General features: G+C 39.3%; 11 protein-coding genes and 1 pseudogene. 9 read left to right on the top strand and 3 right to left on the bottom strand.

From position 1 onward, the window contains the following. Window positions 1-287: 287 nt before the first annotated feature. The 6 genes from pilV to AEA42_RS18850 are packed head-to-tail and all read left to right on the top strand — an operon-like array spanning window position 288 to window position 6,491. Complete coding sequence (pilV, locus tag AEA42_RS18875; RefSeq protein ID WP_047536846.1) at window positions 288-875, top strand: type IV pilus modification protein PilV; 588 nt, start codon at window positions 288-290, stop codon at window positions 873-875. Window positions 876-888: 13 nt separating this feature from the next. Beyond that, window positions 889-1,848 carry a PilW family protein gene (locus AEA42_RS18870; protein WP_037429626.1) on the top strand — a complete coding sequence of 320 codons (960 nt, stop codon included), beginning with the start codon at window positions 889-891 and terminating at the stop codon, window positions 1,846-1,848. An 11-nt stretch (window positions 1,849-1,859) separates the two neighbouring features. After that, the gene (locus tag AEA42_RS18865) at window positions 1,860-2,288 is read left to right on the top strand and encodes a pilus assembly PilX N-terminal domain-containing protein (protein ID WP_037429627.1); all 429 of its coding nucleotides are present in this window, start codon (window positions 1,860-1,862) and stop codon (window positions 2,286-2,288) included. Between the two features lie 13 nt (window positions 2,289-2,301). After that, window positions 2,302-5,787, top strand: coding sequence for a PilC/PilY family type IV pilus protein (locus tag AEA42_RS18860; RefSeq protein WP_037429629.1), 3,486 nt, complete (start codon window positions 2,302-2,304; stop codon window positions 5,785-5,787). 6 nt (window positions 5,788-5,793) lie between these two features. Next, entirely contained in the window at window positions 5,794-6,186 is a 393-nt protein-coding gene (locus AEA42_RS18855) for a type IV pilin protein (protein WP_037429631.1), read from the top strand. Then, window positions 6,183-6,491, top strand: a complete 309-nt coding sequence (locus AEA42_RS18850) for a TapY2 family type IVa secretion system protein (RefSeq protein ID WP_037429632.1) — start codon at window positions 6,183-6,185, stop codon at window positions 6,489-6,491. The genes AEA42_RS18855 and AEA42_RS18850 overlap by 4 nt, the downstream gene beginning before the upstream one ends. Before the next feature lie 150 nt (window positions 6,492-6,641). On the opposite strand, the gene AEA42_RS18845 is transcribed toward AEA42_RS18850, so the two are convergent. Together AEA42_RS18845 and AEA42_RS18840 are read right to left on the bottom strand one after the other, a co-directional pair. After that, window positions 6,642-7,136, bottom strand: a complete 495-nt coding sequence (locus AEA42_RS18845; protein WP_055648542.1) for a GspH/FimT family pseudopilin — start codon at window positions 7,134-7,136, stop codon at window positions 6,642-6,644. 275 nt (window positions 7,137-7,411) lie between these two features. Beyond that, window positions 7,412-7,924, bottom strand: a complete 513-nt coding sequence (locus tag AEA42_RS18840; RefSeq protein ID WP_055648541.1) for a GspH/FimT family pseudopilin — start codon at window positions 7,922-7,924, stop codon at window positions 7,412-7,414. 244 nt (window positions 7,925-8,168) lie between these two features. On the opposite strand from AEA42_RS18840, the gene glnB reads away from it, so the two are divergent. Then, complete coding sequence (glnB, locus tag AEA42_RS18835; RefSeq protein ID WP_011073353.1) at window positions 8,169-8,507, top strand: nitrogen regulatory protein P-II; 339 nt, start codon at window positions 8,169-8,171, stop codon at window positions 8,505-8,507. 192 nt (window positions 8,508-8,699) lie between these two features. Beyond that, window positions 8,700-9,989, top strand: a complete 1,290-nt coding sequence (locus tag AEA42_RS18830) for an NAD(P)/FAD-dependent oxidoreductase (protein ID WP_037421015.1) — start codon at window positions 8,700-8,702, stop codon at window positions 9,987-9,989. A 165-nt stretch (window positions 9,990-10,154) separates the two neighbouring features. Here AEA42_RS18830 and AEA42_RS18825 read toward each other — a convergent pair whose 3' ends face one another. Then, window positions 10,155-11,171: a LacI family DNA-binding transcriptional regulator gene (locus AEA42_RS18825; RefSeq protein ID WP_037421020.1), complete on the bottom strand. Its 1,017-nt coding sequence runs from the start codon at window positions 11,169-11,171 to the stop codon at window positions 10,155-10,157. 426 nt (window positions 11,172-11,597) lie between these two features. Here AEA42_RS18825 and AEA42_RS18820 point away from each other — a divergent pair. Beyond that, window positions 11,598-12,854 (top strand): annotated as a pseudogene (locus AEA42_RS18820) (TonB-dependent receptor); the annotation flags it as partial. Between the last annotated feature and the right edge of the window lie 124 nt (window positions 12,855-12,978).

Genomic DNA, 12,978 nt, shown 5'->3' with positions numbered 1-12,978 from the left:
AATGCACGGCAATTTAAGCTGGATGGTAAACGGGAAAGGGCATATCCACGAGTCCTTAAAATGAGCAAAAACAAGTTTCCGGTTAGACCAAAGAAAAATGCCGTTCACTCTTAAGTGAACGGCATTAGCCAATGGCCTCTTTTTTATTGTCTAAGTATGACTAAATTCAAACAAAGCATAATGAGATTGCAGCTTATATGCTATTGTTACTGGCCACTTACATTTTACTCATCTATTATTAACTGTTAGCAATGGTTTTATCGTAAGATTAAGATTTAAAAGGGTAAATAGCTGAAAAGCATGTCAAAAATATGACTAAATTCGAACGATTGACACATCAAGGATTTCAACGAGGCTTCTCACTAATAGAAGTGCTTGTTGCATTAGTGATCTTAGTGATTGGCCTGATCGGTATTTTTAATTTACACATAGTGGCTAAGCGCGGCAGCTTTGAATCTTTTCAGCAGACACAAGCTTCTTACTATGCCAACGATATTATTAACCGTATGAAGCTTAATCGAACGCAATTAGCCAATTATAGCGGAGAATATACTGGAACGCTGGCTAAGCCGGCTAAAGAGTGTGATGTTGCTGTTGGCGCAGTCAGTTTATGTTCTCCAGCTGAAACTGAAGCTTGGGACCTTTATCAATGGGAACAGAGTTTCATGGGCGCTGCGGAAATCGTTGATGGCCAAAATGTCGGTGGATTAGATACTCCAACAGCTTGTATAGCCATTGATGGAACGACGGTGACTGTTGCCGTGGCGTGGAGAGGTATTCGTGAGGGCGCCGGCACAACATACACAGGGAATGAATGTGGTGAAGATCTTGGCACTCGTCGACGTATTTTTGTCGTATCAACAGTGATTATTTAGGCGAGCAGACAAAATGACGAATTTTCAAAAGGGAATGTCGTTAGTGGAGTTAATGGTTTCGATGCTGATCGGGCTATTTCTTACGCTAGGGCTGTTCGCTATGTTTAGTATGTCATCTTCAAATGTGGTAACGACTAGTCAATTCAACCAATTACAAGAAAATGGCAGGATTGCATTGGCGCTGATGGAAAGAGATATTACCCAACTCGGCTTTATGGGTGATATCACTGGAACCGATTTTGTACTTGGCACCAATATGACATTAAGAGATGGCATCGCGAATGATTGTATTGGGGCTGGGATAAATAATGGCACATTGCCCAATAATGAACCTGCACACTTTAGAAGACTGTGGGGATATGAAGCAGGTAAAAGTGCTGTGGAGTTAACGTGCTTAAATGGTGTTAATGCAAATACGGATGTGATCCAAATAAAAAGGCTGATCGGGCCTCCAGTTACAAATCCCAACGGAGAGCGCTATTACATGGCAGCAAATTCTAGTCAAGCGGTGTTATTTAAAGGGGGTAATCCTCCGAATCCTGCGCTTGAAAATGCACGATTTTGGGAATATCAACATCATATTTATTTTATTAAGAATGATGGTTTAGTACCGGTGTTAAGACGTAAAACGTTAACAAAAAACAATGGTATGAACAATGAAGAACAATTAGTCGAAGGCATAGAAAATATGCGTATTCTCTATGGTTTTGATAATGATGGCGATGATACCGCTGATAGTTTTATGCCTGCTGAAAATGTTACACCTTTAATGTGGGATAACGAATTATTTCAGCGTTTAGTTGCTGTTAGAGTTTATTTATTAGTTAGAGCAATCGATGAAGATAAAAGCTATACAAATGATACGACTTACACTTTAGGTGACAAGGAAATCAAAGGATTAAATGACCACTTTAGACGAAAAGTGGTTTCAACCACTATGGTGCTTGCCAATCCTGTGTTAATTCGCAATTAGAGGACGAATAGATGAGAAAGCAGAAAGGGATAGTATTATTTTTCGCACTCATTGTACTGCTTTTAATGACAATAATAGGTGTCGCCTTAGCCGTCAATTCAACCCAAGCCATACGTATGTCTGGAGCCGGAGCTGAGCGGATTGAAGCTAAATCAATTGCTGATGGTGGGCTACAGCAAGTGATACTAAAATATGAAGGCATGCTATTGGCGAATCTAAATGTTGCTACTACGGAAAAACTTTTTAATGGTGTACAGCAACTTACCCCATACCCCCTTACAGGAGTTAGAAATGTAGCCTGTCAGCGAACAGCAAACGCAACTGGGGCTAATTTAGTGAATTGTCGCCGAGTGGAAATTAGTAGTACAAGAACATTTGGTCGAGATGACTTAGGTCAACTAACCGTTGTATCAGGTGTAGAGCAGCAAGTCTTGCCTTAATAGGATTAATATCATGTTAAACAAATTGCTCATTGGAATATTTATAGTTATCACTTTTTCAGCAGGCTTGACGTTTGCTGATGATACTGAACTCTATTTGGTGGATTCAACAGTTAGAACAGGCAAACGCCCGCAGGTACTCTTTATTTTTGATAATTCTGGCAGTATGTCCACCGTGGAAGAAAATGCTGTAACTTCTTATTGCTCTGAGGCAGATAAAAATGCAGGAGTTTGTACTTATCCTGATGGATTTGGAACTTTTTTGGAGAATTACTCAGGTTATATTAACGACAAGGGAACCTACTGGAATGCAGGGGGAATTGATAATACTAGTAATATGCCTACTCCCGATAAGCCTAATGATGGGAGACGATTTTATAAAGATAATAATAACTGCAATACAGCTGCAAAGGCTTTAGTTTCTAAAGGACGTTATACTGGTTATTTAAGAGAGTTTAGTAGCAACAGAAATACATGGAATAATCTTGCTGATAATAATGGTTTTAATCAAAATGATATTGTTGATTGCTATGAAGATATTTTAAATGCTGATCCTGTTAATCCGGGTAAATTGAAAGGTAACTCTTTTGCAAATGGTTATCCCATAAACAATAAATCGATGTATACAACCAGCGCTACCGAAACCGACCGCTTAAATAGTTTAAAAAACACTCAGTTTGGCTCAGGGCAACCAGTGACGCTTTATACTGCTCATTATCTAGTCTGGCACAAATGGGTTACGACAACTAAAGAAGGACAAGAGAGTGGTGGTGTTGGTACTCGTCTTGATGTTGCCAAGAAAGCATTAATTTCTGCTTTAGACTCACTTGCTGTACCAATTGATGCTAGTCTGGCTGTATTTAATCTTAATTTTCCTGATGAATCTAATGCTGATGGTGGCCGAGTTGTTTATGACTTGGCTGAAATGAATTCAGTGAATAAAACAAGTTTAACCAATTTAATCAAAGGTATGCCGGCGCAAACAAATACGCCATTATGTGAAACTCTTTATGAGGCTTACATGTACTTTAGTGGTGGTCCAGTAACCTTTGGAAATAAAGATACTGATTATAAGTCTTTAAATTATAAAAAAAATACCCCGCCAAGCATTCTAATGACAGGAAATTATTCAACTCCTTTTAAAAAATGTCCTGATACAGCTTATGTTATTTATATTACTGATGGTGCACCAACAGTTGATAAGTCAGCTGATTTACTAATTAAAAATTTAACTTCGACAGCTAAAAATAAAGATGCTGATTATACTATATTTAACTTTAAAAATCCTCAGAATGAAAATGATACTAGTTACATGCCGGCTTTAGCTGCCTATATGTACAACAATGATGTAGTTATCGGAAATAAAGATTCTATGGGAGTTGATAACAAACAAAATATTCGTATTTTTACTATTGGTTTTTCGGACGGTGCTGATGCGGCAGCAGATTTATTGGAAGAAACAGCTTTTAGAGGTGGAAATCCGCGCAATAGTGATGGTATTTCTAAAGGATACTATGTCGCAAAAAATGGTCTTGATTTAGTAACGGCTTTGGACGATGCGTTAAAATCAATTTTAACGATTGACTCTACGTTTACATCTCCAAGTATTGCCAGTAATAATTTTGATAAAACTCAAACCTATAATGCCGCATATTATGCTATGTTTCTGCCTGGAAATGGTCCGCGTTGGAGTGGTAACCTTAAAAAGCTAAAGGTGAACTCAGCAGGGGAGATTGTCGGTCCTGGCGGTAGCGCTAATGCTATTGATACAAATGGTAACATTTCTATTGATACATGTACCTATTGGAATGCTTGTTCCGGTGTAAACGATGGAAATAAGGTGCTGTCTGGTGGGGTATTACCGACATTAAGAAGCCAGCTTAAAAATCGCAAAATTTATACTAATAGCGGTACCAATCTAGTGAATTTGGCAACGTCTTCCTTCGTTTCTAGCTATTCACAAACTGATTTGGATTGGTTGTATGGTGTGGATGTCGATGATGATGATAATGACGATAGCACTTCAGATCCTAGGGAGGATATGATGGGCGATCCTCTGCACTCTAAACCTTTAGCAATTAATTTTGGATCTGCTACCACTATGGATGTGAGGATTATTCTTAGTACTAACCAAGGTTTAGTGCATATGTTTAAGGACTCCGATTTGGGTAGTGCAGATTATTCTGTGGGTTCAGTTTCTGAATCCTGGGCATTTATCCCTAATGAGCTTTGGGGCAATATTCCTAAACTAAGAAATAATCCTGCAACGGGTGTGCATTCTGTTTATGGGATGGATTTATCCCCAGTGGCTTACACAAAAACAGATAGTACGGGCAAAGTAAAAGATGCTTGGCTTTACTTAGGTATGCGTAGTGGTGGTACATCTTATTATGCTTTAGATATTTCAAAACCAGATTCACCAACATTTAAATGGATGATTAATTCTGATTCAACTGGCTTTGAAGATTTGGGCCAAACTTGGTCAGAGCCTGTTGTTACATTTTTAAAAGGAATTAGTGATCCTGTATTAATTTTTGGTGGAGGTATGGCATCGGCTCAAGGTTCTGGACAAGCGGTTTATATCGTAAATGCAAAGGATGGCACGCTTATCACAAAATTTACCGATACAGGTATGGGGAGTGTTGTTGCTAAAGTTGCTATACTCGATAGTGATAATGATGGTAATACTGACCGCATATACTCTAGTGATATTTCAGGCAATGTTTGGCGTATGGATTTATTTGGCACAGACAAGGATAAGTGGACAGTATTTAAGTTCGCATCCATTGCCGGGCCTGCACCGGATAATCGTATGTTTTTTGCGGGTCCAGTGGTTGCTCAGACTGAATTTAATAATGTGCATTCAGATGGCGCAACTTTAAGTTATCAAAAAATTCCTTATGATGCTGTGACGATTGGTTCGGGTAATCGTGATAACCCACTAGGCTTAAGTATTAAAGATAAATTTTATGTATTCCAAGACCGTAACGTTGTAACGCAAAATTTTACTACAAAGCCTGTAACATTGACTTCTATGGATCTTTATGATGTCACCAATTCAGCTCCTAGTGATAAAGATGGTGATATTGCATTTGGAAAAATGAAAGGCTGGCAGTACAGCTTTACAGCTATTGGAGAAAAGAGTTTATCAGCATCACTAATTTTTAATGGTAAAGTCTATTTTACCTCTTTTGTACCGCCAACTAATCAATCAGTTGATTTGGATTCAGGTGTGTGTGGTTTTTCAGGGCAAGGTAGGTTGTACGTGTTCGATTTGCATAAGGGGACTCGTTCTTATAGCCAAGTTTATTACGAGGTAGGTGAGCGGGTACCTGATACCCCCCAAATAGTTATTCCTAAGCCTAAAGATGGAGAAAAAGCTGAAGCGTATATTATTGGTGTAGGAAAAGGGGAGTGTGAGAATGGCGAATGCAAAGGAACCATTGGATTGGGTGGTGGTTTAAATACCAATAAAATTTATTACCATATAAATGAATAAGTAAATATGAAGATTAAAGATAAAGGATTTACATTAATTGAAGTGATGATTGTTGTTGTCATTATTGGCATTTTATCGGCAATTGCATATCCTTCTTATACTCGATACGTTGCGCAAAGTACGAGAGCTGAAGGATTGTCGGCGTTGATGAGATTAGCTAATTTACAAGAACAGTATTACTTAGATAATCGTAAGTATGCTACTGATTTAACTAAGCTGATAGGCGCAGATCCCTATATTACTGAACATGGTAATTATTCTGTGACATCAAGTGGTACAACATCATTTACGCTAAAAGCAGTCGCTCAAGGGATACAGGCAAGTCGTGATTCTTCCTGTGCTCCTTTGACCTTAACAGATACAGGGGCTAAAGGTCCAAGTGCGGAGTGTTGGAAATGAAACGAGTCATTCTCTCCACGATTTTGGTGTTGATATCGAGCAAAGTTTGGGCTGTTACTGGAAATCCTCAAGTCGAACAGGATTTCAAATGTTATGTAACGTTTAATAATAATGCTGAAATTGCTTTTTATCGTTGGAAGATGAGTGAAATGCCGTTACGAATGGCTAGCCTTGTAGGCACTCTTCGTCATCACTCAAATGATGGTAAAAAGTCATACATCAATGCAGTTGAAGAATGCGTTGAACTTAATGCTTCTTTCAACAGCCTTAAGGCTCAAGAATTGGATAAGTTGACACCTAGATAAACACTTTTAGTGATTCATTTTAAGCTTAATAAAAACTTAGCGCCAAAACGATGTTTTTAAACTCAGTATTAAAAATGCCAAATCGTTTCATTTGATTTGGCATTTTTGAAATTTAATATAGTGATAATTTGTAAGTGGATGCTCAGTCAGTTATAAGCAACTTTGGTTATCACTTCCCTCTTTAATTAATCCTGATGTACTAATTTTTATGCTTTTAGAACCATCACTTTCTCCACTTGGGCAATATATAATAGATGTTTCAGTAGATACTAGGCCATCAGAAGTAAAGTTCACGGTTTTATCTGTCGGGCCAGTTAGTGAAATCGTATCTTTAGAGTTAAATCCATCTATTACCTTTAGGACTTTTTTTGAACCATTTTTTTCAATATACACACTAAACCCCTTACTCCAGTCATTACCACAGGGGGAGGCTGCATAGGGGCATACTGTGACTGTAGAACCGTAATTCACCGCTTGATTTCGCGCAAAGGCAAAAAGGTCATTAATTTTTTGTATTTCATTTGCGCTACGAGTCGCTTCATACATTGCTGTAAAAGAGGGGACGCCAATAGAAAGAAGTAAAGCCGCAATTGCGATGGTGACCATTAGTTCAACTAAAGTAAAACCTTTTGAGAGAGTAAACATTGAATAATCCTCGCGTTAACTCGGTTAAGTATATGCGAGAGAGCCTACAAGATCAGTAACTATCTAAGATATTCAATATAACCAATAAGTTGTTTTACAGTGTCGTTTATAATTAGCACAGCCAATACACAAGGTTTAAATGGTTTTAGTTATGTACGAGTAATTTATATTCAGTATAGAGAAAGCTGATGCTCTGCATCTCAATACTGTGGCAGTGCATTAACAACTTAGCTGCATTCAATGGGTCGTGTACTAGCATATTTATCAATATGCATTTATTTACAGTCAATATTTTTTGCGGTAGATAAGCGAACTCGTCCCGCTTGATTGACCACTATTGCTTTAGAATTTTTGTTATCTATTGTTCGTGGGCAATATTTAAAGGTTCCGTTACTGCCTGATGCAAGCCCATCTGGCTGAAATCTTACAGAGCTACGGTTGTACTTTATAAAATCTTTGCTATCGAACTCATCAATAGTCATTATCACTTTATCATTTAAATCAAGTGTTTCAGCTGCACCTGAGTCAGTAAAAACTGAGATACCTTGCTGCCAGTTATCAGTGCAGTGTCCATTAACGAGAGGACAAGCAGTTACCCTATATCCGTAGTTTATTGCGGTGTTACGTGCAAATGCGAATGTTTGTTGAACAGTTTTTATATTCGAATCTGCTCTAAAATGGTCAGTTATGTCAGTATACGATGGAGCCCCAATCGTAAGGAGAAGTGTTGATATGGATAAAGTGGTGAATAGTTCTATCAGGCTAAAACCATTTTGATGGGTTTTCATAACAGTTCCTTTGTCATAAGTGTCCCGCGTCCAGCAGGGGTTTAAACATCAACAGCTAACTCCAAGTATAACTGTCAGGCTAGGATCTGCGATGTAATTTTTAGATTTTTATGTGCTAAGAACCGTTTTATAGAAACTGTGTTTTATGAGTAAAGCGATGCCAATGCTTCAATAATGCCTTAACCACGTGTAAGCTAGTGTTATTCTGTTTGATTATCTGTAAGCAAGTGCTGAGGAATGTTTGATGAAGAAAGTTGAAGCCATTATTAAGCCTTTTAAATTAGATGATGTGCGCGAGTCACTTGCTGAGATTGGGATCACGGGAATGACTGTGCTCGAAGTCAAAGGTTTCGGTCGTCAGAAAGGACATACGGAGCTTTATCGTGGTGCTGAGTATATGGTTGATTTTTTGCCAAAAGTAAAAATTGAGCTTGTGATCCAAGATGATCTCGTTGATCAAGCTATAGATGTGATTGTTGAAACTGCACGTACTGGTAAGATTGGTGATGGCAAAATATTTGTGACAGATGTTGAGCGGGTTATCCGGATTCGAACTGGGGAAGAAAACGAAGAAGCGGTTTAAATCTATTCTTTTAAAATTAGGGCCTGAGGGCCCTTTTTTGTTGCCTAAATTTTATCACGTAGCTCATTAAGTCGTTCGATTTCTGAAATATCTTTAATGTAAAATGGTCTGCTTAGTTAGACTAAAGTAGTTATCTCTTATCTGTTCCATGGTATAACTTAGCCACTTAAATGAGCTTGTGAGGTTGTTATTTTGGCTACGAAACGAATCGTTATTGTGGGCGGTGGAGCTGCAGGTTTAGCGCTGGCCTCAAAATTAGGCCGTAAGTTGGGCGGTGGTGATGTCGTCGATGTCTGCTTAATTGATAAAAGCCCTATTCATATCTGGAAGCCAAAATTACACGAAGTTGCTGTGGGGGTTATCGATCAGTCGATTGAGGGATTACTTTACAGAGATCATGGCCTTAAAAATGGATATCGTTATATTCGTGGTGAAATTGAGCAGTGTGAACCAGATGCAAAGACTATTCAGCTTGCTGCTGTATATAGTGATTCAGGAGAATTATTGCTTGAACCTCGTCAGATTGAATATGATTATTTAGTTCTGGCCTTAGGTGGAGTATCCAATAGCTTTAATACCCTAGGAGCGGAGCAACATTGTATTTTTCTCGATAGTTTAGATAACGCTAACTTATTTCATCAAAAGCTCTTGGATGCCTTGTTACAACTCAATGAAACACAAGAGAAAGTCAGTATAGGCATTGTTGGTGCAGGCGCAACAGGCGTTGAGTTAGCCGCTGAACTTCATCATGTGATTGAATCAGTTAAAGAATATGGTTACCTTAATATCTCAAAACATCATCTTGATGTGCATCTTATTGAAGCCTCTCCCAAAATTCTTCCTCAACTGCCAGAGCGTGTAAGTGCTAGAGCCCAAGCTGTACTTGATAAAATCGGTATTCGTTTACACATCGGGGTGCAGGTAAAGGAAGTGACGCGTGACGGCTTCATCACTCAAGATGGTGATGTGATTGAGGCGGGCCTAAAGGTTTGGGCGGCTGGCGTTAAAGGTCCAAAAGCCTTCCGAAATTTTTCTAAACTGCCTATTACGCCGCGAAACCAAGTCGAAGTTGATGCTTGTATGCGGGTGAAAGGCCATCAAGATATTTATGCCATTGGGGATTGCGCGCTATTAATTCTGGAGTCTGGTCAACCTGTTCCGCCACGCGCTCAAGCCGCTGCTCAGATGGCAGATACGCTATATGAGAATATTGTGAACCGGCTACAAAATAAGGCTGAAAAGGCTTTTGTCTATAAAGATTATGGTTCCTTAGTTTCATTAAGCCGCTTTTCGGCCGTGGGTAATTTAATGGGGAATCTGCGCTCTGGTACTTTCTTCGTTGAAGGCCATATCGCAAGGCTGATGTACATCTCTTTATATCAGAGGCATTTAGCGAGCCTATATGGTTGGTTCTCTGCGATTATTTATCGCATCGCACAAAAGCTGCTCAAGTGGCAAAGACCAAAGCTGAAATTACACTAACGGTATAAACACGAGTGAGCTATGATCTCTCGTGTTTTTAGTATGGCATTTTTCGATATTGGATTTGATATTACTGCTACTAGAGAATCCGTTTACGTACTACGACGACAATGCGCCACTTTTGTATCACGCACTACTAATATAAGTCTAAAACGTCAATATATCCTAGTGTTTAGGTGAGGCAGAAGAATCGCGGATAACCGGCTCTGGGGTAAATGTTTTTGCAAATTTAGCATCTAGCTCACGACGTTTATCGATTAACAGTTCTGTCGCAACTTGGGCAATTTCAGAATTGGGTTGATGAACTGTGGTAAGCTTCGGCCAAGTTTGGCGTGAAAATGGGCTATCTTCGAATCCTACAATCGACAAGTCACCAGGAATATCAAGCCCTGCTAAACGTGCGGCAAAAAGTGCTCCTGCTGCAATTTCGTCGTTACAAGCAACAATCGCAGTAGGACGATTTTTAAGTTTAATCAGGATATTTGCGCCTTCGACCCCCGATTCAAATGAGTATTTCCCTTCAATTATGTAATCCTCATTCAGAATTAGATGGTTTTTTGTTAATGCTTGTTTATAGCCAAGTAATCGTTCTTTCGTGGATTCGTGGTGCAAATCACCACTTATAAAAGCGATATTTTTATGGCCCAAATCAATCAAATGCTGGGTTATTTCAACCGCCCCCGACTTGTCATTCACTAAAATGGTGAGCCCATCTGGCTCTTTAACTCCTTCCCCTGCAATAATGCGGACATAATTTGCATCGATCTCGTTGAGAGATTTCAGTACTTTTGGATCTTCTGAAAGTGGCGGTGTTAACACTAAACCTGCGAGCCTCGAATGTTTAACAAGCTGAGTCAGCTCATCACAAATTGTGTCAGATTTAGCATTACAAGGGTGGATAACAAGCTCGTAGCCTTTATCTTTACATGCCGATAAAATCCCATTTTGCATATCAATAATGTAATACGCGTTAGGATTATCATAAATAAAACCAATAGCATAGGATTTTGTCCCTGCCAGATTTCTTGCGGCAAGATTGGGCTGATAATTTAATGCTTTAATGGCCTCGTTCACTTTATCAATCGTGGCTTGTTTCACCGATGGCTCATTATTGGTTACGCGGGAAACTGTCTTGATTGACACTCCAGCATATTTAGCGACGTCGTTGATAGTGACTTTCATTGATCTAAAAACTCTTTATTCGAATTTGCGAAGGGCTAGCAGATTGATGAACCTCAATCCTTTAAGCGTAATTTACAAGCCGACAGCGTTGTCAGTTAACTTTTTATTATGTTGCTTATAGTGCGAGCATTTATGCCGTATAGCAATGCTCATTTGTTACAAACTGCGGCATTTTTCAACTGTTAACACTCCGTTATAAGTTGTAATTTTACATCAAATTATTTAAGTGATTATTTTTGCTTAAATATATTCAGATTCTATCCTGCCAAAGTCAGTGTTATGACTTTTTTTTTCGTCCAGAGTTATTTTGTTGTGGCAAGGCTGTTAATTATTGTGTAATGTTTGCTCTAGACATGACAGCGTTGTCATTCCATCGGAATGGTTATGAATACTAAAACGATAATAAAGTTATGGAAGGGAAACGAGATGCGACCATCATCCTTTAAGAAAAGTGTACTAGCTACAAACATTGCTATCCTCCTCGGCAGCGCGGTTTCAATCAGTGCTGTCGCTGCAGAAGCGGCTGCAACTGCTGCCGCTCCTGAAAATATTGAAAAAATTGAAGTGCGTGGTATGAGAGCTTCAATGAAAGCTTCTGTTAACGACAAACGTTTTTCTGACGCTGTTGTTGATGCTGTGACCGCTGAAGATATTGGTAAATTTCCTGACGGTGACGTGGGGGAGTCTTTAGGCCGTATTCCTGGTGTTGCGGTAAACCGTCAGTTTGGCCAAGGTCAACAAGTTTCTATTCGAGGTGCTTCTAGCCAACTTACTAGCACATTATTAAATGGGCATTCTGTCGCCTCAACAGGATGGTTTGATCAACAAGCCATTGATCGCAGTTTTAATTACAGCTTACTTCCTCCCGAATTAGTTGGTGGTATAGAGGTCAAGAAATCTTCTCAGGCTGATGTTGCAGAGGGCGGTATTGGCGGCACAGTGTTAGTTAAGACTCGTAAGCCGCTTGATTTAGAAGCTAATTCTGTATTTTTAAGTGCAAAAGGTGATTACGGTACTGTTTCTGAAGCGACAGATCCGCAGACCTCAGGTTTATATAGCTGGAAAACTGAAGACGAAAAATTTGGCTTTTTAGTGGCTGGCTCGTTAGATAAAACTGAATACCAACGTAATGGTATTGAGTCGTTACTTGGTTGGGGGGAAATTGTTCCAACAACTTTCCAACAAGACCGTGAACGCACAGCTGTTAATGCTGCTTTCCAATACAGACCAACTGATAGCCTTGAGTTCGGTCTAAATGTTATGAGTTTGCAGCTTGATGCAAACAATGCCAATACGTCAATTTTCTTATTCCCGACCCAACAGGGTGAAAACAAGTGTCTTAAGAAAAATGCCGCAGGTGTTTGTACTTTAGTTGAGCATACCGATAAAGGTGGTTTTGCATGGGCACAAACTTGGGCTCGTAAGGCAAGCATGTCCTCTGATACAGTGGACCTCGATTTTGCATATCAAGCTGATGCCTATAAGTTAGAAGGCCGTATCGGTAAGACTAAAGCTGAGGGTGGTACCGATTTGACATCCAACTATGGTCAGTCAATTGGTAAAGCGGCAGATTTTGCGGGTATTTACGATGCAACTGGTGATGTTATCAAAATTGACATCGCTAATAATGCTTTCGATGCCAGTGATTTTAATGGCAAGTTGGAAACTGCGGGTTGGGCACTGAAGAATCCCCTGATGATTTACAAATAAATCATCAAATTAGGGTGGAAGCGCATCTTGTTGCATGATCAAATGGTTTCGCTAAAAACTACACTTGGACAACAAGATGCGCGAAGCCAATATCCTA

This window comes from Shewanella sp. Sh95 (assembly GCF_001308045.1).
In the GTDB taxonomy this organism is placed as follows: domain Bacteria; phylum Pseudomonadota; class Gammaproteobacteria; order Enterobacterales; family Shewanellaceae; genus Shewanella; species Shewanella xiamenensis.
Note: the sequence above shows the minus strand (reverse complement) of the source record. Positions and strands in the feature narration are given on the sequence as shown.